Consider the following 25,891-nt stretch of genomic DNA (forward strand, 5'->3'; position numbering starts at 1 on the left):
CGCCCTGTGCGTACTGCTTCTTCTACAAGCGCTGTTGAGCGAGGCTCAGTTGGAGACCTGGGGCTGGCGCATTCCGTTCGCCGTAGGCAGTCTGCTGGCCATAGGCGTATTCCATATGCGGCGCTCCATGGCGGAGACGCCGGACTTTGAAGCCCTTGCACAGTCGCAGATCACAGCTGAAAAAAGTAGCGGAACCCAACTGATCCGCGAGCATGCCCACCAGATCATCGTTGTTCTGGCACTGACCGCAGGTGGCACGCTCGCGTTCTATGCCTATTCCACATATATGCAGAAGTTCCTGGTCAACAGCGCCGGGTTCAGCCGCCAGAGCGCGACAGGGATCATGGCGGCAGCCTTGTTTGTCTACATGCTGCTCCAGCCGGTTGCCGGATGGCTATCCGACAAGATCGGCCGCAAGCCCCTGCTGATCGCCTTCGGCCTCATGGGCGTGTCCTGTACCGTGCCCCTGTTCAGAGGATTGGAAACAGCCCAGACCGCAACCCATGCCTTTCTTCTTGTCATGGCAGGGTTAGTGATCGTCACCGGCTATACCTCGATCAATGCAGTGGTGAAAGCCGAACTGTTCCCGGCACGCATCCGCACCCTTGGCGTCGCGCTGCCTTATGCGCTGGCCAATACGCTGTTCGGTGGAACCGCCGAATATGTAGCCCTCCTGTTCAAGGACAAAGGGTACGAAGCCGGCTTCTACTGGTATGTCACTTTCATGATCGGCATATCCATTGCAGCATATCTCTGGATCAGCCGGCGCAGCGCCAACCACATGAACGATAAGACGGACTGACGCCTGCGCCTGCTGAATCTCGAAATAGACCAGCGCTTCGGTATCGACACCTAGCAACCTATCCCCCATGCTTGGCGAATCCGGGGGGCAACCGCAAACAGCGGCCCGAGGCAGGAGCGAGTTCGGGTGTCGGTATCATTAATTCCTCTGGCCATCATGCTGAGCCAGCCCGGTTCACTGCCACTGCCCGCAGACGAAGCGGCAGCCTCTCCAGCGCCACCCTCCCTTGCGCTCGTTCTGCCGCAACGTTACCCGAACAGGCAAACTGCCCCGGTCGGCAGTTCGGGCCTGCCTCAGACTTTCGCGCAACTCACCCTTCAGGATGGTTTGCCGCCTGCACCAGCCGGAACGATATCCGGGGCGGAAGGCACTGGCGAGATCGTCGTGACGCGAAACCAGCGTCATGTCCGCGCCGATCCGCTGTCGGGCCTGAACGCGGCCAGCTTCGATGCGGTGCAGGCGGTCGACAAGGCGATCGTCGCCCCGGTTGCGGGAGGGTATGAAAAGGTCGTCCCCAAACCGGTCCGCAACGGCTTGCGCAATTTCCTGATCAATCTTGCCGAGCCGGTGGTCTTCATCAACTACCTGCTGCAATTCAAGCCGGGCAAGGCGATGGAGACGGCGGGGCGTTTCGCCATCAACAGCACCATCGGCGTGGCCGGATTGTTCGACATGGCCAAGCGCAAGCCGTTCCACCTGCCCTATCGCGAGAACGGCTTTGCCAACACCTTCGCCTATCACGGCGTGAAAAACGGCGCTTACCTGTTCCTGCCGATCATCGGGCCTACGACAGTCCGCGATCTGATCGGGCGCATCCTCGACCTTTCGGTACTGCCCACCGTCATCGGCAAGCCGTTCAATACGCCCGTCTACAGCCTTGGCACAGGGACCGTGAAGGCGTTGAACGACCGTGTCGCCTTCGACGAGCAGATCGACGCCCAGCGCGCGGCCACCGATCCCTATGTCGCCACGCGCGATTTCTACCTCAAGCGCAGGCAGGCCGAAGTCAACGCCCTGCACAGCGCGGCCTGGCGCGCGCGTAAGGGCATCCCCGATCCGGTACTGCCCCCGATAGCGCCGCACGTGGACAAGAACGCCGCACCCGGCAGCCCGGATGCCGCGCCGCAGGTTTCGATCCCCGGCTCCTCCGGCCTCACTCCGGCAGCGCCTGCGCCTGAAGCCCCCGTCTCGGGAACACCTCAGGTATCGGTGCCCCCGGCAACCGCGCCGTCGCTGTCATCATCGGGCACGCCCTGAACGATCGCCGCGCCGTGCTGACGGGACGGTGATGACCTGTCAGGACAGCGCGCTCTGGGCAGGCCCGAAGCGCGCCACCATATCGTAGGCCTCCCCCAGAAACAGCTGGCGAACCGTGGTAATCCGCTCTGCGCCCCGCCACGTCCGACGCTCCACACAGAGGCATGACACGCCTGCTGCCACCCCCAGCCACTCGGCTTCCTGCCGGGTTGCCGCGACGGCGGAAATGCGCGTCTCCGCTTCTGTCCAGGGCACATGCCGGAGCAGCCATGTGCCCGGCGGATCGGTTGCGAAATCGGCCTCGGCCAGCGCAGGAACGGCCAGCGCGCTGACCAGGCGGAACTCGATGCACAGGGCTTTTCCGTCAGCCATGTGCAGTCCGTCGATCTCGATCAGGCTGCCTTTTCCCGCCAGAAGGGCTTCCTCGTCCTCGCCCTCTCCAGCCGGACGGGTCCTGCGCCGGATCGACCGGTAGGCATAGCTCTGGCCGCGCTCGCGCACCTGTGCGGCGATGTCGGGCACATCGAGCACCATCGAATGCACGCGAGGGCGGGCGACGAACGTTCCGGCCTTCTTTCGCCGGTCGATCAGCCCGGCGGTCGCCAGCGCGGACAAGGCCTTGTTCACCGTCATCCGCGAACAGCCATAGACCTGCATCACTGCCTGCTCGGTCGGCAGCCGGTCGCCCGGCGCCAGGTCTCCGGCAAGGATACGCTGTTCGAAGTCCGAGCGAATGCGCTCATGCAAGGGCAGGCCCGGCGGCACGGTCACGCGATCAGGGCCTCCAGCACTCGGACATAGACCTTCTCCACACTCTCGCGCAGGCGGTGTCGCCCGTTGACGACCACTTTCTCACCATGGCGCCATACGCAGTCAATGGCCGCGCGGCCGCCCGCGAAGACAAAGCTGTCCATAATCGCATCCCCTTCCCGATGGGCCATCGAGGGGTGATCGAGCCGCAAGCTGACCAGGTCGGCGCCATGCCCCACCGCAATCCCCCCGGTCCTACCCAGCGCTGCGCCGCCTCCATCGAGCGCCGCAGCATAAAGGTCCGCCCCGGTCGAACGCCCGCTTCCCGTCGCCATGACGTTGCGCGCCCGGTGCACCAGACGCTGCCCATATTCGAGCAGGCGCAGCTCTTCGGCGCAGTCTATGAGCACATTGGAATCGCTGCCGATTCCATAGCGCCCCCCGGCAGCGAGAAAGTCCTGCGCCGGGAACAGGCCATCCCCGAGATTGGCCTCCGTTATCGGGCAAAGCCCCGCAATCGCACCGCTGCGCGCCAGTGCCAGGGTCTCTGCCTCGGTCATATGCGTGGCGTGGACAAGGCACCAGTTCGCGCCAACCTCGGCATGGGCGAGCAGCCATTCGACGGGCCGCTGGCCCGACCAGCCGAGGCAATCGGCAACTTCCTTTTCCTGTTCGGCAATATGGATGTGAACCGGACGCCCTTTCGCCAGTGCTGCCATGTCCGCCAGCTGGTCAGGCGAAACGGCCCTGAGGCTGTGCGGCGCAACGCCGATCACCGGGTCGGGCAGGCTGCGCGCGTGCGCTTCCGCGCCTTCAAGCAGCCGGACATAACCATCGATATCGTTGAGGAAGCGCGCCTGCGCGAGCCCCGGCGGTCGGGCGCCAAAGCCTCCATAGCGGTAAAGGACCGGAAGCAGCGTCATGCCGATCCCGGTTTCGGCAGCCGCCGCGATAACCGCGCCGCTCATTGCCGCAGGATCGGCATAAGGGCGCCCGTCCCGATCATGGTGAAGGTAGTGGAATTCGCCGACACGCGTGAAGCCTGTCTCCAGCATCTCGACATAGGCCATCGCGGCAAGGGCCTGCACGTCGTCGGGCGTCATGCGGTCAACGAAGCGGTACATGATCTCGCGCCAGGTCCAGAAGCTGTCGCTGGACGCCCCGCGCCGCTCGGCCAGCCCCGCCATCCCGCGCTGGAAGGCATGGCTATGCAGATTGGGCATCCCCGGCACCGCGCAGGCATGCCGCTCGTCCGAAAGGCGCGCCGACACGCCTGCCTCCACGGACGCAATCACCCCGTCGCGCAAGGTCAGCCGGACGTTTCGCGCCCAGCCTTCAGACAGCAGGCAATGTTCGAAAAACAGCGCACGCTGCGCTGTGCAGACCTGCTCCGGCATGATCGCGCTCCCTTGTTCCGATTTTTTGTCTATACATTAAAACCGATCGATGCAATCACGGTGTCCTGCCGCCATCGCTGGGGATTCGGTCATGCATTGCGACACCATCTGGAAGGACGCGCGGCTCGCCACCATGCGTGACGGGATGGGCGCTATCGATGACGGCGTAATCGCCTCCCGAGATGGCCGGATCGTCTTTGCAGGCGCTGCCGACGAGGCACCTGTGCTTGAAGCCGAGCGGATCGTTGCCTGCGATGGACGCTGGATCACGCCGGGCCTGATCGATTGCCACACGCATCTGGTCCATGGCGGTCACCGGGCCAGCGAGTTCGAGATGCGCCTGAACGGGGCCTCCTACGAAGAGATCGCCCGCGCGGGCGGCGGCATCGTCTCCACCATGCGCGCCACCCGCGCCGCCAGCGAGGACGCGCTCGTCGCCTCTGCCCTGCCCCGGCTCGACGCGCTGATCGCCGAGGGCGCGACGACGGTGGAAGTAAAATCGGGCTACGGCCTCGATCTCGAAACCGAACTGCGGATGCTGCGCGCCGCCCGCCGTCTGGGCACCGAACGCGCGGTGTCCATCGCGACCACATTCCTCGGCGCCCATGCCCTGTCGCCCGAGTTCGCCGGTGATGCCGATGGCTACATCGACCATCTGTGCAAGGTCATGCTGCCCACCGTCGCCAGCGAAAGTCTGGCCGATGCCGTGGATGCCTTCTGCGAGGGCATCGGCTTCACCCCGGAGCAGACCGCACGGGTGTTTGCCGCCGCAGCCCGCCACGGTCTGCCGGTCAAGCTCCATGCCGAGCAGCTGTCCAACCTCCATGGTGCCGCGCTCGCCGCACGGCACGAGGCGCTGTCCGCCGACCACCTCGAACATCTGGACGAGGCGGGCATCGCCGCGATGGCGGCTTCGGGCACGGTCGCCACCCTGCTTCCGGGCGCCTTCTACTTCTGCCGCGAAACGCAGGCGCCACCCGTCGCGGCCCTGCGCGCTTCCGGTGTGCCGATCGCCCTGGCGACCGACTGCAATCCCGGCACCTCGCCGCTCACCTCGCTGCTGCTGGCGATGAACATGGGGGCGACCTTGTTCCGCCTCACCGTCAGCGAATGCCTTGCCGGTGTCACCCGCAATGCCGCGCGCGCCCTGGGGCTGGCCGATCGCGGCACGCTGGAGGCGGGCAAGCGCTGCGACCTCGCCATCTGGGACATCGATAGCCCCGCCGAACTCGTCTATCGCATGGGGTTCAATCCGCTCCATGCCCGTATCTGGAGTGGAAAATGAAGACCGTCCTGCTCAGCCCCGGCCACGTGACGCTTGCCAAGTGGCGCGCCGTCTATCGCGGGGCTGTGGTGCAACTCGACCCGCCTGTGCCGACCGCATCGCGCAGAGCGTCGCCGCCGTCTCGCGCATTCTGGCCAGAGGAGAGCCGGTTTACGGGATCAACACCGGGTTCGGGAAGCTGGCCAGCGTGCGCATCGGCGACGAGGATCTGGCGACGCTTCAGCGCAATATCGTGCTCAGCCACGCGGCGGGCACGGGTGAGCCTTCGCCGGTGCCGGTGATCCGCCTGATGATGGCGCTGAAGCTTGCCAGTCTGGCGCAGGGTGCCTCGGGCGTGCGCCCGGAAACGGTCGCCCTGCTGGAGGCGATGCTGGACAAGGGTCTGACCCCGGTGGTGCCGAGCCAGGGCTCGGTCGGCGCCAGCGGCGATCTTGCGCCGCTATCCCACATGGCCGCAACGATGATCGGCGTGGGCGAGGTCTTCTGGAAAGGGGAGCGGCTCTCCGCGCTGGAAGGGTTGAACAGAGCAGGCCTGAAACCGACGGAACTGGGACCTAAGGAGGGTCTGGCGCTGCTGAACGGCACCCAGTTCTCGACCGCGAACGCGCTGGCGGGTCTGTTCGAGGCCGAACTGCTGTTCCGCTCGGCGCTCGTCACCGGCGCGCTGTCCACCGAGGCGGCAAAGGGATCGGACACGCCGTTCGATCCGCGCATCCATCACCTGCGCCGCCATCGCGGGCAGATCGAGGTTGCCGAGGCGCTCCGTGCGCTGATGGCGGGCAGTGCGATCCGGGCGAGCCATCTCGATCACGATGCGCGCGTGCAGGACCCCTACTGCCTGCGCTGCCAGCCGCAGGTCATGGGCGCCGCGCTCGACGTGCTGCGTCAGGCCGCCGCGACGCTGGAGATCGAGGCCAACGGCGTTTCCGACAACCCGCTGATCTTTCCGGAAACCGACGAGGCGCTGTCGGGCGGCAATTTCCATGCCGAGCCGGTGGCCTTCGCGGCGGACATGATCGCCATGGCGGTGTGCGAGATCGGCTCGATCGCCGAGCGCCGGATCGCGATGCTGGTCGATCCCGCCCTCTCCAGCCTGCCTGCATTCCTGACACCGCGACCGGGGCTCAATTCCGGGTTCATGATCCCGCAAGTGACCGCCGCCGCGCTGGTCAGCGAGAACAAGCAGCGCGCCTATCCGGCCAGCGTCGATTCCATCCCCACCTCCGCCAATCAGGAGGACCATGTCTCGATGGCCGCGCACGGCGCGCGCCGCCTGCTGGACATGACCGCGAATGCCGGCGCGGTGCTGGGGATCGAACTGCTCGCCGCCGCGCAAGGGTGCGATTTCCACGCCCCGCTCGCCTCCAGCACGGCGCTGGAAGCCGCCCGCGCGATCTTGCGCGAACAGGTGCCGACGCTGGACGACGACCGCCATTTCCACCCGGACATGGAAGCGGCGAACCTGCTCATCCGCTCGGGCGCCCTGATCGCCCCGGCAGCCGATATGCTTCCCGGCGTCGCGTGAGCGACAATCATGAAGCGCATCGCGTGAGCGACTGGCTGACCGTCACCGAGGGCGACGCGCCGCTGGTGATCGCCTTTCCCCACGTCGGCACGGACCTTGCCGACGTGGAGGGTCGCTTCCGCTCGCCATGGCTGGCGCGGCGCGATGCCGACTGGTGGGTTGACGATCTCTACGCCTTCGCCGCCGATCTGGGCGCCACGCTGGTCAGCACCCGCATTTCGCGCAGCGTGATCGACCTCAACCGCGATCCGTCGGGCGCCTCGCTCTATCCGGGGCAGGCGACGACCGAACTGTGCCCGACGACCACGTTCGACGGCGAGCCGCTCTATAAAGACAGTGCGCCCGACGAGGCCGAGATCGCCCGCCGCCGCACCCGCTGGTTCGATCCCTATCACGCCGCGCTGACGGCCCAGATCGCGCGGCTGCGCACCCGGCACGCCCGCGTGGTCCTCTACGATGCCCACTCGATCCGCAGCCGGGTGCCGCGCCTGTTCGACGGGGAACTGCCGCAGTTCAATATCGGCACCAACGGCGGCACGACCTGCGACCCTGCCCTCGCTGCGAAAGTTCAGGCCATCTGTGCGGCCTCGGGCGAGAGCCATGTCCTCGACGGACGCTTCCGGGGCGGCTGGTCCACGCGGCACTACGGGGCGCCCGACAAGGGCGTCCACGCCATCCAGATGGAGCTCGCCATCCGGGGCTACATGGACGAACCCGATACGCCGACGCAGGCCAACTGGCCGCCGCCGTTCGATCCGGCCCGCGCCGCGCCGCTCACCGAAACCCTTTCGCACATCCTGAAGGCCGCGCTGGCCTTCACCGCCGAGGACGCCTGACATGACCCGCATCGACAACACCCGCGTCATCAAGCCTGCCACCGGCACGACGCTCTCTGCGAAAAGCTGGCTCACCGAAGCGCCCTTGCGCATGCTGATGAACAACCTCCACCCCGATGTGGCCGAGCGCCCGGAGGAACTGGTCGTCTACGGCGGAATCGGCCGCGCCGCGCGCGACTGGGAAAGCTACGACAGGATCATCGAGACGCTCCGCCGCCTGAACACCGACGAAACGCTGCTGGTCCAGTCGGGCAAGCCGGTGGGCGTGTTCCGCACTCATGCCGATGCGCCGCGCGTGCTGATCGCCAACTCCAATCTTGTACCGCACTGGGCAAACTGGGAGCATTTCAACGACCTCGATAGGCGCGGTCTGGCCATGTACGGGCAGATGACCGCCGGATCGTGGATCTACATCGGCACGCAGGGCATCGTGCAGGGCACCTACGAGACTTTCGTGGAAATGGGCCGCCAGCACCACGACGGCGACCTTTCGGGCAAATGGCTGCTGACGGCGGGCCTTGGCGGCATGGGCGGCGCGCAGCCGCTGGCGGCAGTGATGGCGGGCGCATCGTGCCTTGCGATCGAGTGCCAGCCCAGCCGGATCGAGATGCGCCTGCGCACCGGCTATCTCGACAAGTCGGCGACCACCATCGAGGAAGCCATGGCGATCCTCGATCAGGCGAAGGCGGATGGCACGCCCATCTCGGTCGGCCTGCTGGGCAATGCGGCGGAATTGCTGCCCGAGATCTTCGCGCGCGGCATCCGCCCGGACCTGCTGACCGACCAGACCAGCGCCCACGATCCGGTCAACGGCTACCTCCCGGCAGGCTGGACCGTGGCCGAATGGATCGAACGGCGCGAGCGCGACCCCGAAGCGGTCGCAAAGGCCGCCAAGGCATCTATGGCGCAGCACGTCCGCGCGATGCTGGACTTTCAGGCGGCGGGCGTGCCCACCACCGACTACGGCAACAACATCCGCCAGGTCGCGCTGGACGAAGGCGTGGCGAACGCCTTCGACTTCCCCGGCTTCGTGCCCGCCTATATCCGCCCGCTGTTCTGCCGGGGCGTGGGGCCGTTCCGCTGGGCCGCGCTCTCGGGCGATCCCGAGGACATCTACAAGACCGACGCCAAGGTGAAGGAACTGCTGCCCGACAACGCACACCTGCACAACTGGCTCGACATGGCGCGCGAGAGGATCCACTTTCAGGGCCTGCCCGCGCGTATCTGCTGGGTGGGTCTGGGCGATCGCCACCGCCTCGGCCTCGCCTTCAACGAGATGGTCGCGAGCGGTGAACTCAAGGCCCCGGTCGTCATCGGTCGCGACCACCTCGACAGCGGCTCCGTCGCCTCCCCCAATCGCGAGACCGAGGCGATGCGCGACGGTTCGGACGCGGTTTCGGACTGGCCGCTGCTCAACGCCCTGCTCAACACGGCAAGCGGCGCGACATGGGTGTCGCTCCACCATGGCGGCGGTGTCGGCATGGGCTATTCGCAGCATTCGGGCATGGTGATCGTCGCGGATGGCACGCAGGAAGCTGCCGCACGGCTTGAACGCGTGCTGTGGAACGACCCCGCCACCGGCGTCATGCGCCATGCCGATGCGGGCTATGACATCGCCCGTGACTGCGCGATGGAAAAGGGGCTCGACCTGCCCGGCATCCTGCCCTGAGGATCATCGCGAAGGCTGCTACGAATGCTAAAGCCTCGCAGCGTCTTCGCGAAACCTGCCTTCCTCGCGACACTTTCGGACAATCGGACAAGACCTCGGCAAAGCCCTGCGACAACGCCGGCCTATTGCGCTTTCATCAGTTCCTTGAAAGGCGGCAAAGCGAATGGTCCGGGTTCTCAGCATGGCAGCGGCACTGGCGAGCGCATCGACGATCTTCACCGGGGTCGGCGCGAGCGCTCCAGCCACACATCAGAGCCAAGCATCCACCACGCCCGCGACAGGTTCGGCGGACCGGCCTTTCGTGCTATCGAAGGTGAACGTCACTGCGACCCCGCTGCCGAACTAGGCCCTAGGGTCAGCCTCCGGTATCGGCACCGTCGTCGTCGCGCATTGGCAGGTTCGCCAGCAAGGCGCCGACGCGCCGAGACAGATCACCGATCGCGAAGGGCTTGGTCAGAACCTGCATCCCGGTATCGAGAGCCCCGCGTCCGATCACGGAGTTCTCGGCATAGCCAGTGATAAACAGCACCGGGAGGTCGGCATGGATCTCTCGCGCAGCGTCCGCCAGCTGGCGCCCGTTCATCCCGCCGGGCAGCCCCACATCGCTGACGAGAAGATCGATTGCCAGATCGGATCGAAGCATCCGCAGCGCCGATGCCGCATCATCAGCCTCCAGCACGGAAAAGCCCATATCCTCCAGAGCCGTCACCACCAGCATGCGGATGAGCGGCTCGTCGTCGACCACCAGGACGGTACGGGCATCGGAAGCGATCTCGCCGCCCGGTGCGGCAGTTTCACTGACGGCAGGCGCCACGTCTGAGGACGGCAGGAACCGGGGCAGATAGATGCACACCGTCGTTCCTTCACCTTCTTCCGTATATATCCGCGCATGCCCCCCGACTGCCGGGCGAAACCGTAGATCATCGACAGACCCAAACCGGTGCCCTGCCCCAGCGGCTTCGTGGTGAAGAACGGGTCGAAAGCCTTGGCCGCGACATCGGCGGTCATGCCCACACCCGTATCGGTGACGCAGACCGACAGGTACTGGCCCGGCGGAACATCGTGCATCTCGGCAGCGCGGGCATCGAACCATCGGTTCGCGGTCTCTATGGTGATCGTCCCGCCGTCAGGCATGGCATCGCGGGCATTGATACACAGATTGAGCAGCGCGTTCTCCAGTTGCCCCGCGTCGACGAGCGCCCGCCACAGACCCGCAGCGCCCACGCACTCGACAGCGATATGCGGCCCCACCGACCGACGGATAAGGTCCGCCATGCCGTCGATAAGGCCGTTGACGTCGGTCGGCCTGGGATCGAGCGTCTGGCGGCGGGAAAAGGCAAGCAAGCGATGGGTCAGCGCCGCTGCGCGCCGAGACGCCCCCTGCGCCATGACCAGATATTTCTCGACCTCGGCAAAGCGCCCCTGCGCAAGGCGCGTGCCGATCATTTCCAGCGAACCGGAAATACCTGCCAGCAGATTGTTGAAATCATGCGCAAGGCCGCCCGTCAGCTGGCCGACCGCCTCCATCTTCTGCGCCTGTCGCAGCTGTTCCTCGGCTTGTATCAGTTCCGCGCTGCGCTCCTGCACCTGCTGCTCCAGCGTTTCGGTCAGTTCGCGCAGTTCCGCCGCGACGCGATCGCGCTCCTCTTCCATCGCTCGCCGATCCTCCAGATCGATCAGCACGCCCTGAAAGCTGGCAGGCTCTCCGTTTTCGTCAACTTCCACACGGCCGACCGCTTCGACCCAGCGATACGCATCCTCTGTTCCTGCGCGGTATTGATGGCGATAGGAGGTCTGTGTCTTCACCGCATCGGCAATCGCCGCCCACAGGCCGTCGCGATCGTCCTGATGGACAGACTGCAAGGCCTCGGCGATCGTCACGCCCTTGCGTCCCTGCTCGGCATCGAAACCGAATGCGCCGGCGAACCCTTCGTCAACCGTCACATGGTCGCGGGGAATATCCCAGATCCAGGTTCCCACGATTGCCCCGGCGCTCAGCGCCAGCTGGACGCGCTGAATATTTTCGCGAGCGATCTTCTCGCTGTCCTGCAACGCGATCTCAGCCGCTTTGCGTGCCGTAATGTCGCGGAACAGTACCGATACCTGCCGGTTACTTTCAGGCCCGACACGTCTGGCCGAAACTTCTATGACGCGCCCGGCGAGGACGAAATCGCGCTCGAAGCGCAGCGGCTCACCGGAGCGTAGCACCTGTCCGTAAAGTTCCAGCCATCCTTCGGCCTCGTCAGGCGCCAGTTGCCGCAAGGTCCTGCCGACGATCCCGGCAATCCCGGTATGCCGTTCATAGCCGGAGTTCGCCTCGATATGGACATAATCGCTGAGCGGTCCGAACGGCCCGTCGAAGAATTCGATGATGCAGAACCCATCGTCGATCGCCTCGAACAAGGCCCGATAGCGGGTCTGGGCATCCTCCTTCGCAAGATCGGCCTCATCACCACGCAAGGCCCGATCGCGCCAGACGGCGGCCAGCTTTTCCAGATTATCGCGGGAAAGCGTCGAAAGATCCTGCTCAGACACGTCATGAACCAATGCATTTGAGGTCCGGGAACAGCCCGGTGCCCATCAACGCGCCGGCAAGCAGAAGGTGCCGATCGCTTGACGGGAAACGCATAGATCAAATCGTCACATCTGGCGCCCGGAGTTTCGGTACTGCGCTATTCTCCGGGATCGCCATAAACGAACGCCGTCGCGCCAGAGCGCAGCAGTACCGGGCGCCGTACATAATCCACCTCATAGGCATCCGCGCTGGCAAGCTCGGCAGCGGTGATGCTGAACACCGTTCCATCCACCGCGTCGGCAGGGTCATCGCTGCGCTCGATCATCGGGTGCCAGCGCGAGCCGCTCTTGGCGATCACCTCGGGATCGCTGATCTCGATCAGCCGGCTGCGCCAGCCGACCATCGCGTCCGCCGTCCCCTCCACCAGCCGCCCGAACAGCGCGCGCTGGACGTCGGGCTGGCGCAGCGTGCCGTAGGAGAACAGCAGGATATCGGCTTCGACCATGCTCAGCTCTCCAGCAGGCGTTCGTAGAACCCGCCAAAAGTGCGGTCGCGGGAAGCGAGGTGAATTTCGAGAATCCAGTGCCGTTGGCGCCCCTGCTCGTCGGGGTCGCGCATCGGCCACAGGTTTGCCGGGCTAATCCGGCGACGATCCTTGTCGCCGGGGGAGCGGGCATAAGGAAACTCGCCCACGAGATGCCCGGCGATCTTGCCGCCGAACAGCCAGCCCCGCGCCTCGGCCTCTTCATGGGCGATCGCATAGAGCTGCGCGCCGGTGATATTCGGGTCTGCCTCGAAGCGCGCCTTCACGACATCGAACGTCACCAGAAGATCGGCACAGAGGCGATGCTTATCGGGGTCATGGCCCACTGCATAGCTGCGCCCGACATCGGCTTCCCAGTCCCCGAAGACGGGGCCGAGATCGAGGAACACGATATCGTCCGTCTCGATCACGCGATCGGGAGCGCTCTCGCCCGCGACACACAGCGTATTGACACCTGCGCGCACGACGCGGTCGTGCCAGTGTTCAGTCACGCCAAAATCGCGCGAGGCGATAGTGTAGATATCGCGCTCCACCTCCATCTCGCTGCGCCCGGCCGCTACGATACCGGCAGCCTCGATGGCATCGAGCAAGGCAAGCCCACGGGCTTCGGCAGCGACCAGCTGGGCGAACGATTCGTCTTGGGCGTCAGTCATGGGGTCTCTTGCGCAGGTCGCTGCCCCGAACGCAAGAACCGGTGGCTCAGAACGGCAGACAGCGCAGCATCGCACCCTGTGGCGCCAGCGGAGCCCCGGCACGACGCTCTACCAGCAGATCTGCCGTTGCGAGCATCATCTGCGCGGAGGCTTCCTGCCGCGCGATAATCCGCGCGCCTGCTTCCGCCTCGTCCCAGTGGCCGCAAAGGAACTGGTCGCGGTCGCCACCGGGAGCGGCACTCTCCAGACTTCGCAGTGAAGACCATCGCAACGCACGGTCGTAACCTGCACCTGCCAACGCGCTTACCAGAGGCGCAAGGAACAGCCGCGCCGCGGTCAGAGCTGCGGTCGGATTACCGGGCAGGCCAAGCACATGCACGGTGCCGATGCGACCGTACCACAAGGGTTTGGCAGGCTTCATCGCCACCCCCGCAAACAACAGATCCAACCCCAGCGGCAACAGCGCAGTACGGGCGTGGTCGCGCCGCCCCTGCGAGGCGCCGCCCGCAATCACCAGCACGTCTGCCTCCGGTAACGCCTTTTCGCTCGCCAGGCGCAACGCATCCGCATTGTCAGGGACACAGGAGATCCCGCAAGGCTTGCTTCCCCATTGCCGCGCCATCAGCAGCAGCGCTTCGCTCAGACTGTCCGGGACCGCATCGTCGCGCAGATACGCGTCGCCCGGTCGCGCGAGTTCATCACCATTGCACAAGACATGGATGCGCGGCCGACGCCATACGGTCACGCGCTCCTGGTCGGCTGCGGCGGCCACCAGCATGGTGCGTGCATCGATCCGGGTGCCGGGCTGCAACAGTACCTGCCCACAAGTAAAATCGCTGCCCCGCACACGGACATGCGTTTTCCCCGGAGCGGAGGGTACAACAACCTCGCTGCCCTCCACCCGCACAAATTCGCGCATGACGACACGATCGGCTCCCATTGGCATAGGCGCACCGGTGGAAACGGCGACCGCCGTTCCGGAAAGAAGCGGCAAGGGTATTGCGCTTCCAGCGAAGCTCTCACCCTGCAGCGTCAGGCGTGTGGCATTACCAGAAAGATCGCCAGAGCGAACCGCGTAGCCATCCATCGCCGCACTGTCGCGCCTCGGTGAATCGATGCGCGCCACTACCGGCTCGGCCAAGGTACGGCGCCCGGCCTTGGAAAGGCGTACGGATTCCATGCCCAACGGATGCGCATTGGCGCGCAACATCGTCTGTGCGCCATCGAAATCGATGTTTGCCGCGCAGGGAATCTCTGGAACCGTTGCCATACAATGCTTCTAGCCCTGCATACCCGTCACGACCATCGCACTGATCGCAACATTGTTTTGCGACTTGGCAATTACGCCGACGCAGGACTGTCGGGATGACAATGTCCTCAAAGACCGCACCCTGCAGCGCTCCGCGAAGCGTAGCGACAAGGCGCACGGAAGCACACCCGCTTGCGTCGGTCCACCTGCCACCCTTCGACTGTCAATTTCCAGCGACCGAAAAAGGAAAATCCCCTCGACTGCGCGAAGACGCGTCGCCATCGCCTCCAGAAACACGCGCAGACGCGTCGGGATCAGCGAGCGCGAGACCATCAGTGCGCAGACCGGCGCAGGCGGACTGCACCAACCCGGCAGTACGCGTACCAATCGCCCCGCCTCGATATCAGCAGCGACATCGACCCATGATTTCATCGCCAGCCCTGCCCCCTCCAGCGCCCAGTCGTGCCAGACCTCGCCATTGTTGCAGCGCAGGCGCGAACGAACCGGCAGCACGACCTCGGGACCGTTCCTGTCCGTCAACCGCCAGTGCGTGCCAACACCCTGATGCAGGCAATCGTGATGAAGCAGATCCTCGGGAACCTGCGGCATTCCCCTCTCGTCGAGATACGCCTGCGAGGCCACGATAACGCGGTAGCTCTCCGCCAGCTTGCGCATGGTGAGGCCCGGCTGCGCAGGCTCACCGATGCGGATAGCGACATCGAAAGCCTCGTCGATCAGTTCGGAAACGGCATCGGTCAGCACCAGTTCTATCGAAATGCCGGGATGATCCCGCGCCAGATCCCGACACACCGGAGCGACATGGGCCCTACCCAACGCAACCGGCGCACTGATGCGCAGCAGGCCCTGCACCTCCAGCCGTCCGTGGGCGAGTACGGCCTCGGCCTCGTCCACTTCGGCAAGGATGCGCTGGACCCGCTCGAACAAGCGCGCGCCTTCGTCCGTCAACGCCAGTCGACGCGTACTGCGCGCGACCAGCAGCGTACGGGTACGCGCCTCCAGCGCTGCCAACCGCTTGCTGACAAGGCTCAACGACACGCCCATCCGTCGCGCGGCAGCCGACAGACTGCCTTCGGTAGCGATCCGCACGAAAGTGCGCAGTTCTGCCATGTCATCGAGCATCTATTCTCTCCAATCTGGAAAGAGTGTCTGGAAATATTCGGCCATACACCATTATTCGGAAAGACCTAGATGGAGCCTAAGCCCTTTCCTGCGACGACCTTTTGCGGAGTTCGATCCATGTCTTCCAGCATGTCCTCCAAACTGTTCACCCCTGCCGCGCTGGCCGGAACGGCCTTGCCCCATCGCGTCGTGATGGCGCCGATGACACGCGCGCGCAGCACCCAGCCCGGTGACGTGCCGAATGCCATGAACGCGACCTATTACGCCCAGCGCGCCTCCGCCGCGCTGATCGTCAGCGAGGCCACGCAGATCTCGCCGCAGGGCAAAGGCTATTCCTTCACGCCGGGACTCTACAGTGATGCTCAGATCGCGGGTTGGCGGCTCGTGACCGATGCCGTCCATGCGCAAGGCGGGCGTATCTTCGCGCAGCTCTGGCATGTCGGGCGCATGTCGCACCCCGACTTTCATGACGGTGCGCTGCCCGTCGCGCCTTCCGCTGTCCCGTTCGAGGGCGAGATCTGGAAAGTCGATCCGGTGACGGGCGCAGGCGCGATGGTGCCGTGCCCCACCCGCGTGCGCTGGAAGCGGTGGAAATCCGCGCCATCGCCGAGGACTATCGCAAGGCCGCGCGCAACGCGATAGCGGCGGGCTTCGACGGCATCGAACTGCACGGCGCCAACGGCTACCTGATCGACCAGTTCCTGCGCACCAGTTCCAACCTGCGCACTGACGAATACGGCGGTTCGCGCCAGAACCGACTGCGTTTCCTGCGCGAAGTCGTGAACGCCGTCGCCGATGAGATCGGGCCGGAACGCACCGCGATCCGCCTCGCCCCGTTCCTCACCGCGCGCGGCATGGCCTGCCCGGACATCCTGCCGACGCTTCTGGAGGCAGCCGATTTCCTGCAGGCGAAAAGCATCGCCTATCTACACCTTGTGGAGGCGGACTGGGACGACGCGCCTGAGTTCACCGAGGATTTCCGCAAGGACATGCGCGCGCGCTTTCGCGGCATGATCATCGTCGCCGGGCAGTACGACATGGCAAAGGCCGATTGGGTCCTCGACAACGGCTATGCCGACTTGATCGCTTTCGGTCGTCCCTTCGTGGCGAACCCGGACCTGCCCGCACGCCTGATGCGAGGCGCGGAATTGGCCGAACTCGACGGGGCCACGCTGTTCGGCGGCGGCGAGCATGGCTACACCGACTATCCCGCAATGGTGGATGCCTGAGAATATGCCCGATCTGACCCGCCGCGCTGCGCTCGGCACGTCGCTCACCGGTCTGGCGGCGGGGATATTGCCGCAAGCGACATTCGCCCGGCCATCGTCCTCACAGCCGCCCTCGGACGAAGCGCTTGGCATCGGCCTCGAAGGCTGGGCCTATCCGGGGCCAGTTGCCTTCCTGCCGCTGGTGATGGATGGGCAGCCGGTCCGCATGGCCTATATGGACTTTGCGCCGACCACTGCAGCGAACGGGCGCGCCATCGTGCTGCTGCACGGCAAGAATTTCGACAGCAGCTATTGGGCCGGCCCGATAAGGTGGCTGCGCGGGGCCGGTTTCCGGGTGATCGTCCCAGATCAGATCGGCTTCAACAAGTCCGCCAAGCCCGACCTTACCTATTCGTTCGAGACGCTCGCCCGCAACACGATGGCGCTTGCCGACGCGCTTTCGCTGGGCAAGATCACGGTGCTTGGCCACTCGACCGGCGGGGCGCTGGCGGTACGGCTCGCTGCGATCTTTCCCGAGCGGGTGGAACAACTGGTGCTGGAAGACCCTATCGGCCTCGTTGATTACCGCGCCTTCATTGCCCCGCAAACGACCGAGACACTGGTCGCCGCCGAGTACAAGTATACGACCGAAAGCTATCGCGCCTTCATCGCGCACTTCTTCCCGGTGCTCCCTCCCGCGCAATACGAGAGCTTCGTGACCTGGCGGATGCGCGTGGCGCTTTCGGCCGAGTTCGATCGTTTCGCGCGTGCCTCGGCACTGACGTATCAGATGATCTACCGCGAGCCGGTGCGTGCGCTCTATCCCCTTCTGACAATGCCGGTGCTGCTGACGGCAGGTACGAAGGACCACTCTGCCCCGTTGATCGGCTATGCCACGCCAGAGGCCCGAGCCCGGATGCCCGCGATCCATGAAGCGGCACAGGCCGCGATGGGCGATCTCAAGACCGCCCGCTTCGTCTCGTTCCCCGGCCTTGGCCATGTCCCGCATCTGGAAGCACCGGAGCGCTTCCGCACCGAACTGCTCCAGTTCCTGAAAGCCTGAAGGATACCGCCTTGCGCCTGCCCCTCGTTCTCGTGACAGCCCTTTTCTCCGCGCCCGCGCTTGCGGCTTCACCGGCTACCGTCGATGCTCCCGTCCGTGCCATCGTCAATGTCGACCTGATGCCCAGCGACGAAGTGCCCGGCACAGCGCTGCTCAAGGCCTATGTCGCGCAAAGCCGCCACGATGCCGATGTCGTCTCCATCGCGCTCGTCTCACAGGATGGGTCGGCCAATCACTTCATTCTTGACGAGACCTTCGCCAGCCGCAGCGCCTATGCCCGTTTCGTTGCTTCGTCCGCCGTGCGCAGCTTCCGGCAAGCCCTGTTCCCCCATCTCGGCAGCCCTTGGGACGAACGTTCGGGCACCGAGGTTTCGGAATAGATCAGGGCAGGAGAGCTCTGGACGAATCCCTTTCGCGCCACTATGTACCGATCGGTATGAAATACTCTCCCTCCCTTGCCCACCGTGGCCGCCCGCGGGAATTCGATCCCGATACGGCGCTGGCGGCGGCCCTGCGCGTCTTCTGGCGCAATGGCTACGAGGGAGCCTCGCTCTCGGAACTGACCGAGGCGATGGGAATCGGCAAGCCCAGCCTTTACGCCTGTTTCGGCAACAAGGAAGCCCTGTTTCGCAAGGCGCTCGACCTCTATGAGCGGGAAAAGCTGGCCTATATGCGCAGCGCCATGGATGCGCCCAGCGCACGCGGCGTTGCCGAGAAGCTGCTCTACGGCGCGGTCGAGACGTATGCGGGCGATGACGAACAGCAGGGCTGGCTCGGCTCTATGGGCATCTCCGCCTCGACTCCCGAAGCCGACTCGATCCGCGCCGATCTGGCCGCCCGCCGCGCCTCGTCCGACCTCGCGATCGCCGAACGCTTCGAACAGGCGCGCAAGGATGGCGATCTGAACGACGGGATCGATCCGGCCTGCCTAGCGCAATGCCTGATGACCCAGCTTCAGGGGTTGGTGGTCAAGGCCCGAACCGGGGTCCCGCGTGAGGAACTGACGAAGATCGTCGGCACCTTTCTGGATATGTGGCCCAGCCGATAAAGAAGTCGATAAGCGGCCCTGTCCCGCAACGTCTTGAAGTGCCCCTGAGAAAAATTTTCGTTCATCCGGGGTTCACCCCTTGAAAACGGACTTCCGAACCAAATCTTACCGATCGGTACAGAAAGCGCTTGACCGCCTTTTCGCATCGCAATATATACCGATCAGTACACAACGCAATCCCGATTCCCCAACCGACTTCTTTCAGGGAGGCCCGGTCCATATGAAATACCTCTGTCGCCGGGTCTGACCGGCACCGCCACGGCGCCCTTGGCAAGGGACACCGGCCACACGCCTGTGTCTGACGCGAAGACGCGCCCGATCTGACACATCCAGAGCAGTTGCCGCGCGGCCCGTAACAGGTCTGCCGCGTGTGGTCGGCTGCACCCCATTTCCACCCATCCCGGCGGTCCCTCCCGCCGGGAGACGCCCCGACGCGCGCCCTCTTCCCCCGTTCCCCGGGGCGCGCGCCGGGGCCAACAGGGAGCAAGCCTCATGGCCTTCATCGATTTCAACCTTGCCGCCTCGGTCGCATCGGCCGCCCCTATTGCCATCCCCGCCAGCGTGCCGGGTTCGGTCACATCGCTGACCGATCTGGAGCGCCGCGTCGTCGAACTGGCGCGTGAGGATACGCTCGCCTCACTGCTGCCCCCGCGCAAGCGCTCGTGGATCGAACGCTTCGTGTTCGGCCCCACGCCGCCTGCCAGGACGCTGGCGAACGAGAAACTGGAGGCGCTGCGGCGGCTGGCCGTGCAGGCCTGGCACAAGGGCTACACCCTCCCGGCCTCGGCGATGCGCGACGCGCACAAGGCCGGTTTCAGCGACGCCCAGGTGGGCGCCGTCATCGACATCATCGGGCGCACCCGCGCCCCGTTCCGGAGAATCGCCGCGTGAATTTCCCAGCAACCCTCCCCGAGCCCGCCCAAAAGGCGGCTGAACCCGAAACCTCGGCGGGCTTCGCCGAAACGCCCCGTGGTTCGCGCAAGCGCACCGCCGCGATTGCTGCCATCGCCATCGTCCTTGCAGGCGGCATCGCCTGGAAAGTGATGAGCCACGCGCCCGCCGATGCCGCCGCGATGCCGCCCGCACTGGTCTCCGTCTCGCACCCGCTGGTCAAGCAGGTGACCGAGTGGGATGACTATGTGGGCCGTTTCGCGCCCAGCAAGACGGTGGAAGTGCGCCCGCGCGTTTCGGGCGCGATCACGCAGGTCCTGTTCCGCGATGGCGACATCGTGCAGGCAGGCCAGCCGCTGTTCGTGGTCGATCCGCGTCCCTATCGCGCGGCCCTTGCCGAAGCGCAGGCCGATGCGGCTTCGGCGCGCAGCACGCTGGCACTGGCGCGCTCCGACTACAGCCGCGTAGCCGGTCTCAGCGGTGACGAGGCGATGGCCGCCAGCGAGGTCGACCAGCGCCGTACCCGCGTACAGGCTGCCGTTGCCGCGCTCGCCGCAGCCGAAGCCCGCGTCCGCAGCCGCCAGCTCGACGTCGATTTCACCACGGTCCGCGCGCCCATCGCGGGCCGCATCTCGGATCGCCGCGTCGATGCGGGCAATCTCGTTTCGGGCGACAACGGTACTTCCGCGACGCTGCTGACCACGATCAACGCGGTCAGCCCGATCTACTTCACCTTCGATGCCTCCGAAGCGCTGTTCCTCAAGACCCAGCGCGACAAGGCGGCGGGCGAGAAGTCCGACAATGTGCAGGTCCGCCTGCAGGATGAGACCGCCTATCGCTGGAACGGCCATCTCGACTTCACCGACAACGGCCTCGATCCCGGCTCGGGCACGATCCGCATCCGCGCCGTGTTCGACAATCCCAAGGGCTTCCTGACGCCGGGCATGTTCGGCAACATGCGCCTCGCCGACAGCGGCAAGGTTTCGGCCATGCTGGTGCCGGACGAGGCCGTGCAGTCCGATCAGGCGCGCAAGGTGGTGCTCACGGTCGCCAAGGACGGCACCGTTACCGCCAAGCAGGTGCAGCTCGGGCCGCTGGTCGATGGCCTTCGCGTCATCACCTCGGGCCTGACACCGGCCGACGATGTGATCGTCTCGAACTACCAGTCGGCCATTGCGGGCGCCAAGGTGCAGGTCAAGGCGGGCGCCATCAAGGCCGATCCGGCGGCAGCGCAGGGCGCGAACGGCCCAAGCGAGCCGGTCGCGGCGCAGGCCACCATCGGCTGACCGTCCAGCGGGGCGACAGCGCCGCGCGTGCCGACATTTTCGATATAACCGCTCCCGGCCCTTGCGCCGGGAGCCACCCTGCAAAGGGGCACTCCCATGCGATTTTCCCGGTTCTTCATCGACCGGCCGATTTTCGCGGGCGTCATCGCGGTGGTCATCACCGTGGTGGGTCTGCTCGCCTATTTCGCGCTGCCGGTCAGCCAGTATCCCGACATCATCCCGCCCACCGTCACGGTGACGGCGCAGTATCCCGGCGCCAGCGCCGAGACCGTGGCCGACACCGTGGCCGCGCCGATCGAGCAGGAAATCAACGGCGTAGACAACATGCTCTACGTCAGCTCGCAATCGACCGGCGACGGCAAGGTGACGATCACCGTCACTTTCAAGATCGGCACCGACCTCGATGCCGCGCAGGTTCTCGTGCAGAACCGCGTTGCCATTGCCGAGCCGCGCCTTCCCGATGCGGTGCGCGCGATGGGTGTCGTCACGAAGAAGAGTTCGCCCGACTTCCTGATGGTGGTCAACCTGCAGTCGCCTGACGGCACGTATGACCGCGACTACATCTCGAACTATGCGCTGACGCAAGTGAAGGACCGCCTCGCGCGCCTGAACGGCGTGGGCGATGTGCAACTGTTCGGCTCGCGCGACTATGGCATGCGCGTGTGGATAGACCCGAACAAGGCCGCCGCGATGAACCTCACCGCAGGAGAAATCGTTGCCGCCCTGCGCGCGCAGAACGTGCAGGTCTCCTCGGGCGCCATCGGTGCGCCACCGTTCGACAAAGGGAACGCCTATCAGGTCGGCGTCGAGATGCAGGGCCGCCTGACCACGCCCGAGCAGTTCGGCGACATCGTGATCCGCACCGATGCGCAGGGCCGTCAGGTCCGCGTGCATGACGTGGCACGCGTGGAACTGGGGGCGCAGGACTACACCACCAACACCTACCTCTCGGGCAAGCCGACCGTCGTGATCGCGGTGCTGCAGCGTCCGGGCTCGAACGCGCTCGACGCGGCCAAGGCCGTGCGCGCCGAGATGGACGATGCCGCCAAGGCCTTCCCCAAGGGCCTCGAATACTCGGTCATCTACAACCCCACCGAATTCATCGGCCAGTCGATCGACGCGGTCTATCACACGCTGTTCGAGGCGGTGGTGCTGGTCGTGCTCGTGATCCTGGTGTTCCTCCAGAACTGGCGCGCGGCGGTGATCCCGATCGTCGCGATCCCGGTCTCGCTGGTGGGCACCGCGATCGTGCTGCTGGCGGTGGGCTATTCGCTCAACAACCTGTCTCTGTTCGGGCTCGTGCTCGCCATCGGCATCGTCGTTGACGACGCGATCGTTGTGGTCGAGAACGTGGAGCGCTACATCGAGGAGGGGATGACGCCGCTGGCCGCCGCCCGTCGCTCGATGGACGAAGTGACCGGCGCGCTGATCGCCATTGCGCTGGTGCTGTGTGCCGTGTTCGTGCCGACGCTGCTCATTCCGGGCATGTCGGGGCAGTTCTACAAGCAGTTCGCCGTCACCATCTCGACCGCGACGGTCATCTCGCTGATCCTCTCGCTCACGCTGTCGCCCGCGCTGGCCGCGCTGCTGCTGCGCGAGAAGCACACCCTGCCTGCCGGTGCTCCGCGCTGGAAGCAGGTGGTGCAGAAGGGCGCGGACCGCTTCAACCACGGGTTCGAGCGCCTGAGCGCGCGCTATTCGCACCTGACTTTCGCGCTGGTCACCCGACCCTTGCGGATGATGGCGACCTATGCCGCGCTGATCATCGCCACCATCGGCCTGTTCTGGGCAACGCCCACCGGCTTCATCCCGCAGCAGGATCAGGGCTACTTCCTGGCCGCGATCTTCCTGCCGCCGGGCTCGTCGCTCAACCGCACGGACGAGGTGACGCGCGAAGTCGCCAAGCGCATCCTGCCGATCAAGGGCCTGCGCGGCGCGGTGATGTTCGCCGGCTTCCATGGCCCCTCGCAGACGCAGTCGCCCGATGCCGCCGCGATCTACTTCCCGTACAAGAGCTTTGCCGAGCGCAAGAAGCTGGGCGTCACCGACGCCGGGATCATGGCGCAGGCCGCAGAGGCCATGAAGGGCTATGACAAGGCGCAGGTTCTGCTGATCCCGCCGCCGACTATCAACGGTATCGTCCCGCCGGGCGGCTATCGCATGATCGTGGAGGACAACGACGGGCGCGGTCTCGCCGAACTCCAGAAGGCGGCAGGCGCGCTGATCGCCAAGGCCAACCAGTCGCCCGAACTGCATCAGGTCTACACCCTGTTCAACATGAACACCCCGCGCGTCTATGCCGACGTGGACCGCCGCAAGGCCGACATGCTGGGCATCTCGCCGTCCAAAGTGTTCGAGGCGATGCAGACCTACCTCGGCTCGACCTATATCAACGACTTCAACCTGCTGGGCCGCACCTATCGCGTGACGGCACAGGCCGACGCGCCCTATCGCGGCTCGACGGCGGACATCGCCAACCTCAAGACCCGCTCGGATACCGGCGCGATGGTGCCGATCGGCTCGGTGGCGACGTTCAAGGACGAGACCGGCCCCTATCGCGTGGTGCGCTACAACCTGCACCCGGCGATCGAGGTCGATGGCAGCTATGGCCAGGGCTACTCTTCGGGTCAGGCGCTCTCCACCATGGAGAAGCTGGCCGACGAGACGCTGCCCGCAGGATACGGCCACGAATGGACCGGTATCGCCTACCAGCAGTCGCATGCCGGTAATTCGGGCGGGATCGTGTTCGGCATGGCGGTGCTGTTCGTGTTCCTGGTGCTGGCTGCCCAGTACGAGAGCCTGACGCTGCCGCTGGCGATCATCCTGATCGTGCCGATGTGTCTGTTCGCCGCCATGCTCGGCGTGAACATCCGGGGAATGGACAACAATATCCTCACCCAGATCGGTCTCGTCGTGCTGATCGCGCTTGCTGCGAAGAACGCGATCCTCGTGGTCGAGTTCGCCAAGCAGGCCGAGGAGGAGCGCGGTCTCTCGCCCGTCGAAGCCGCCGTGGAAGCGGCTCGCATCCGCCTTCGCCCGATCCTGATGACCTCGTTCGCCTTCATCCTCGGCGCGGTGCCGCTGGTGATCGCGGAAGGCGCCGGTGCCGAACTGCGACAGGCGCTGGGTACGGCGGTGTTCTTCGGAATGCTGGGCGTCACCGGGTTCGGCCTGCTGTTCACTCCCACCTTCTACGTCGTCTGCCGCAAGCTGGCGCTGCACTTCGGCCGCAACAAGGTGCGCGCCGGAAAGCACGGCTCCACCGCGCTGCAGCCGGCGGAATGAAAGGACGCATGATGTCCCGTACTCTCAAGACCTCGCTGGCGGCATTCCTTGCCGCCAGCGCCTCCGCCCTGACACTGGCAGGCTGCGCGGTCGGCCCGAACTACAAGGCCCCCGCCCCGCCGCCTGCCGCCACTGCGGCGTTCCTCGGCGCAAGCGACCCCTCGGTCGCCACCACTGCCCCCGATGACACCTGGTGGAAGCTCTACGACGATCCCGTGCTCAACGGTCTCGTTGCCGATGCGCTGGCGGCGAACACCGACGTTCGCGTCGCCGTCGCCCGGATTGAGAAGGCCCGCGCCAACTTGCGCGGCTCGAAGAACGATGCCCTGCCCCAGACCGGCATCGATGCCTCGGGCGGCTATGGCCGCGCCTCGCAGAGCCAGTCGCTTCCCGGCTATGACCGCGAGGGTCGCCGCACCGATGGCGAGTTCACGGTCAATTACGAGCTGGATCTGTTCGGCCGCGTGAAGCGCGAGATCGAGGCCTCGCACGCAGATCTCGCCGCTGCGCAGGAGGATGCCGATGCGGTGCGCGTCACCGTGGTGGCCGATACCGTGCGTGCCTATGTCGATGCCACAAGTTCGGCCGAGCAGATCGCCGTGGCGCAAAGCACACTCGGCCTGCTCGACCGGTCCGAGCGGATCACCGACGCGCGGTTCCAGCGCGGGCTGAACCAGAAGCTCGACGTGATCCGCGTGACGCAACTGCGCGAGGAGCAGGCAGCCTCCATCCCGACATTGCAGGCCACCCGCGATGCCGCGCTGTTCCGGCTGGCGACGCTGACCGGGCGCACCCCGCAGGATCTGCCTGAGGCCGTGCGCACGCGTCAGACCACGCCCGACGTCTCGCAGCCGATCCCGATCGGTGACGGACGCGCGCTGCTGGCGCGCCGTCCCGACGTGAAAGCCGCCGAACGCCGTCTGGCAGGCGATACCGCGCGCATCGGCGTGGCGACGGCGGACCTCTATCCGCGCATCACGCTGGGCGGATCGATCGGCTCGACGACGCTCGGAGCGGGCAACGTGCTGGGCGGCGGCGCGCTGCGTTGGCTACTGGGGCCGATGATCTCGTGGGCCTTCCCCAATCAGGAAGCGATCCGCGCGCGCATCGGCGGCGCCAAGGCCGATACGCAGGCCGATCTCGCCACCTTCGACGGCACGGTGCTCAAGGCGCTGGAGGAGACCGAGACCGCGCTTTCGGCCTATCGCAACGCCCTGCTGCGCGAAGACCGCCTGAACGCCGCGCGCGAGGCTGCCGAACGGGCCGCCAATGTCAGCGAAGCACGCCAGCGCCGCGGCGAGATCGACTCGCTCGATGTGCTCGACGCCCAGCGCACACTCGCGAACTCGGAAGCCTCGTTCGCGCAAGGCCGCCGCGATGTGGCGATGGCGCAGGTCGATCTGTTCCGCGCGCTGGGTGGTTCGTGGCAGGGGCAGACCGCCGTGACCGCGCAAACAGCGGCGCGATAAAGCCGCAGGGGCGGGGCCG

21 protein-coding genes and 2 pseudogenes (1 of these 23 only partly in view) are annotated in these 25,891 nt (G+C 65.8%); 16 read left to right on the plus strand and 7 right to left on the minus strand.

The features are described 5' to 3' along the window. Positions 1–802, plus strand: the 3' portion of a protein-coding gene (locus CI805_RS19515) for an MFS transporter (protein ID WP_260928382.1). It extends 506 nt beyond the left edge of the window; 802 of the gene's 1,308 nt are visible here — the last part of the coding sequence; its start codon lies beyond the left edge, outside the window; it ends in the stop codon at positions 800–802. 156 nt (positions 803–958) lie between these two features. Beyond that, positions 959–2,059 (plus strand): VacJ family lipoprotein, encoded by a 1,101-nt coding sequence (locus tag CI805_RS19520; protein WP_260928384.1) that lies wholly within the window; start codon positions 959–961, stop codon positions 2,057–2,059. Positions 2,060–2,098: 39 nt separating this feature from the next. On the opposite strand, the gene CI805_RS19525 is transcribed toward CI805_RS19520, so the two are convergent. Then, entirely contained in the window at positions 2,099–2,830 is a 732-nt protein-coding gene (locus tag CI805_RS19525; protein WP_260928386.1) for a UTRA domain-containing protein, read from the minus strand. Next, a complete protein-coding gene (locus CI805_RS19530) occupies positions 2,827–4,206 on the minus strand; it encodes a formimidoylglutamate deiminase (protein ID WP_260928389.1) in 1,380 nt (459 codons plus the stop codon). The genes CI805_RS19525 and CI805_RS19530 overlap by 4 nt, the downstream gene beginning before the upstream one ends. A gap of 91 nt (positions 4,207–4,297) precedes the next feature. Between CI805_RS19530 and hutI the strand changes: the two genes are divergently transcribed. From hutI to CI805_RS19555, 5 genes and pseudogenes are all read left to right on the plus strand, one after another. After that, on the plus strand, positions 4,298–5,491 hold the full coding sequence (gene hutI / locus CI805_RS19535) for an imidazolonepropionase (RefSeq protein ID WP_260928391.1): 1,194 nt from the start codon (positions 4,298–4,300) through the stop codon (positions 5,489–5,491). After that, positions 5,488–7,016: pseudogene (gene hutH, locus CI805_RS19540) on the plus strand (histidine ammonia-lyase). The gene hutI and the pseudogene hutH overlap by 4 nt, the downstream one beginning before the upstream one ends. A 23-nt stretch (positions 7,017–7,039) precedes the next feature. Continuing rightward, positions 7,040–7,852 carry an N-formylglutamate deformylase gene (gene hutG, locus CI805_RS19545; RefSeq protein ID WP_260929728.1) on the plus strand — a complete coding sequence of 271 codons (813 nt, stop codon included), beginning with the start codon at positions 7,040–7,042 and terminating at the stop codon, positions 7,850–7,852. A gap of 1 nt (position 7,853) precedes the next feature. Further along, complete coding sequence (gene hutU / locus CI805_RS19550) at positions 7,854–9,521, plus strand: urocanate hydratase (protein WP_260928393.1); 1,668 nt, start codon at positions 7,854–7,856, stop codon at positions 9,519–9,521. Positions 9,522–9,684: 163 nt separating this feature from the next. Beyond that, positions 9,685–9,867: a hypothetical protein gene (locus CI805_RS19555; RefSeq protein WP_260928395.1), complete on the plus strand. Its 183-nt coding sequence runs from the start codon at positions 9,685–9,687 to the stop codon at positions 9,865–9,867. Positions 9,868–9,876: 9 nt separating this feature from the next. Here the strand turns inward: CI805_RS19555 and CI805_RS19560 are convergent. The 5 genes and pseudogenes from CI805_RS19560 to CI805_RS19580 form a co-directional block, all read right to left on the minus strand. Next, positions 9,877–11,945: pseudogene (locus CI805_RS19560) on the minus strand (response regulator); the annotation flags it as partial. A 248-nt stretch (positions 11,946–12,193) separates the two neighbouring features. Continuing rightward, a complete protein-coding gene (locus CI805_RS19565) occupies positions 12,194–12,541 on the minus strand; it encodes a gamma-glutamylcyclotransferase family protein (RefSeq protein WP_260928397.1) in 348 nt (115 codons plus the stop codon). A gap of 2 nt (positions 12,542–12,543) precedes the next feature. Further along, positions 12,544–13,233 (minus strand): M24 family metallopeptidase, encoded by a 690-nt coding sequence (locus CI805_RS19570; RefSeq protein ID WP_260928399.1) that lies wholly within the window; start codon positions 13,231–13,233, stop codon positions 12,544–12,546. 46 nt (positions 13,234–13,279) lie between these two features. After that, positions 13,280–14,503, minus strand: coding sequence for a molybdopterin molybdotransferase MoeA (locus CI805_RS19575; protein WP_260928401.1), 1,224 nt, complete (start codon positions 14,501–14,503; stop codon positions 13,280–13,282). A gap of 9 nt (positions 14,504–14,512) precedes the next feature. Continuing rightward, a complete protein-coding gene (locus CI805_RS19580) occupies positions 14,513–15,622 on the minus strand; it encodes a LysR family transcriptional regulator (protein WP_260928403.1) in 1,110 nt (369 codons plus the stop codon). 129 nt (positions 15,623–15,751) lie between these two features. Between CI805_RS19580 and CI805_RS20980 the strand changes: the two genes are divergently transcribed. The 9 genes from CI805_RS20980 (at position 15,752) to CI805_RS19620 (ending at position 25,872) form a co-directional block, all read left to right on the plus strand. Beyond that, positions 15,752–16,264, plus strand: coding sequence for a hypothetical protein (locus tag CI805_RS20980; RefSeq protein ID WP_313958562.1), 513 nt, complete (start codon positions 15,752–15,754; stop codon positions 16,262–16,264). Further along, on the plus strand, positions 16,183–16,851 hold the full coding sequence (locus CI805_RS20985; RefSeq protein WP_313958563.1) for a hypothetical protein: 669 nt from the start codon (positions 16,183–16,185) through the stop codon (positions 16,849–16,851). Before CI805_RS20980 ends, CI805_RS20985 begins: the two co-directional genes overlap by 82 nt. Continuing rightward, the gene (locus tag CI805_RS19590; RefSeq protein ID WP_260928405.1) at positions 16,814–17,893 is read left to right on the plus strand and encodes an alpha/beta fold hydrolase; all 1,080 of its coding nucleotides are present in this window, start codon (positions 16,814–16,816) and stop codon (positions 17,891–17,893) included. Before CI805_RS20985 ends, CI805_RS19590 begins: the two co-directional genes overlap by 38 nt. Positions 17,894–17,904: 11 nt before the next feature. After that, positions 17,905–18,273 carry a putative quinol monooxygenase gene (locus CI805_RS19595; protein ID WP_260928406.1) on the plus strand — a complete coding sequence of 123 codons (369 nt, stop codon included), beginning with the start codon at positions 17,905–17,907 and terminating at the stop codon, positions 18,271–18,273. A 56-nt stretch (positions 18,274–18,329) separates the two neighbouring features. Continuing rightward, positions 18,330–18,941, plus strand: coding sequence for a TetR/AcrR family transcriptional regulator (locus tag CI805_RS19600; RefSeq protein ID WP_260928407.1), 612 nt, complete (start codon positions 18,330–18,332; stop codon positions 18,939–18,941). A gap of 492 nt (positions 18,942–19,433) precedes the next feature. Further along, positions 19,434–19,832, plus strand: coding sequence for a hypothetical protein (locus tag CI805_RS19605; protein WP_260928408.1), 399 nt, complete (start codon positions 19,434–19,436; stop codon positions 19,830–19,832). Beyond that, positions 19,829–21,118: an efflux RND transporter periplasmic adaptor subunit gene (locus tag CI805_RS19610; RefSeq protein WP_409934968.1), complete on the plus strand. Its 1,290-nt coding sequence runs from the start codon at positions 19,829–19,831 to the stop codon at positions 21,116–21,118. The genes CI805_RS19605 and CI805_RS19610 overlap by 4 nt, the downstream gene beginning before the upstream one ends. A gap of 96 nt (positions 21,119–21,214) precedes the next feature. After that, the gene (locus CI805_RS19615) at positions 21,215–24,403 is read left to right on the plus strand and encodes an efflux RND transporter permease subunit (protein ID WP_260928409.1); all 3,189 of its coding nucleotides are present in this window, start codon (positions 21,215–21,217) and stop codon (positions 24,401–24,403) included. Positions 24,404–24,414: 11 nt separating this feature from the next. Then, positions 24,415–25,872 (plus strand): efflux transporter outer membrane subunit, encoded by a 1,458-nt coding sequence (locus CI805_RS19620; protein ID WP_260929732.1) that lies wholly within the window; start codon positions 24,415–24,417, stop codon positions 25,870–25,872. Positions 25,873–25,891 lie beyond the last annotated feature (19 nt).

The organism is Novosphingobium sp. 9 (assembly GCF_025340265.1).
GTDB lineage: Bacteria > Pseudomonadota > Alphaproteobacteria > Sphingomonadales > Sphingomonadaceae > Novosphingobium.

Coding starts and splice junctions, on each gene's coding strand:
- CI805_RS19520 (WP_260928384.1), top strand. CDS start 959: ATGCTGAGCCAGCCCGGTTCACTGCCACTGCCCGCAGACGAAGCGGCA.
- CI805_RS19530 (WP_260928389.1), bottom strand. CDS start 4,206: ATGCCGGAGCAGGTCTGCACAGCGCAGCGTGCGCTGTTTTTCGAACAT.
- hutI (WP_260928391.1), top strand. CDS start 4,298: ATGCATTGCGACACCATCTGGAAGGACGCGCGGCTCGCCACCATGCGT.
- hutU (WP_260928393.1), top strand. CDS start 7,854: ATGACCCGCATCGACAACACCCGCGTCATCAAGCCTGCCACCGGCACG.
- CI805_RS19555 (WP_260928395.1), top strand. CDS start 9,685: ATGGTCCGGGTTCTCAGCATGGCAGCGGCACTGGCGAGCGCATCGACG.
- CI805_RS19565 (WP_260928397.1), bottom strand. CDS start 12,541: ATGGTCGAAGCCGATATCCTGCTGTTCTCCTACGGCACGCTGCGCCAG.
- CI805_RS19570 (WP_260928399.1), bottom strand. CDS start 13,233: ATGACTGACGCCCAAGACGAATCGTTCGCCCAGCTGGTCGCTGCCGAA.
- CI805_RS19575 (WP_260928401.1), bottom strand. CDS start 14,503: ATGGCAACGGTTCCAGAGATTCCCTGCGCGGCAAACATCGATTTCGAT.
- CI805_RS19580 (WP_260928403.1), bottom strand. CDS start 15,622: ATGCTCGATGACATGGCAGAACTGCGCACTTTCGTGCGGATCGCTACC.
- CI805_RS20980 (WP_313958562.1), top strand. CDS start 15,752: ATGTCCTCCAAACTGTTCACCCCTGCCGCGCTGGCCGGAACGGCCTTG.
- CI805_RS19590 (WP_260928405.1), top strand. CDS start 16,814: ATGGCTACACCGACTATCCCGCAATGGTGGATGCCTGAGAATATGCCC.
- CI805_RS19600 (WP_260928407.1), top strand. CDS start 18,330: ATGAAATACTCTCCCTCCCTTGCCCACCGTGGCCGCCCGCGGGAATTC.
- CI805_RS19605 (WP_260928408.1), top strand. CDS start 19,434: ATGGCCTTCATCGATTTCAACCTTGCCGCCTCGGTCGCATCGGCCGCC.
- CI805_RS19615 (WP_260928409.1), top strand. CDS start 21,215: ATGCGATTTTCCCGGTTCTTCATCGACCGGCCGATTTTCGCGGGCGTC.
- CI805_RS19620 (WP_260929732.1), top strand. CDS start 24,415: ATGTCCCGTACTCTCAAGACCTCGCTGGCGGCATTCCTTGCCGCCAGC.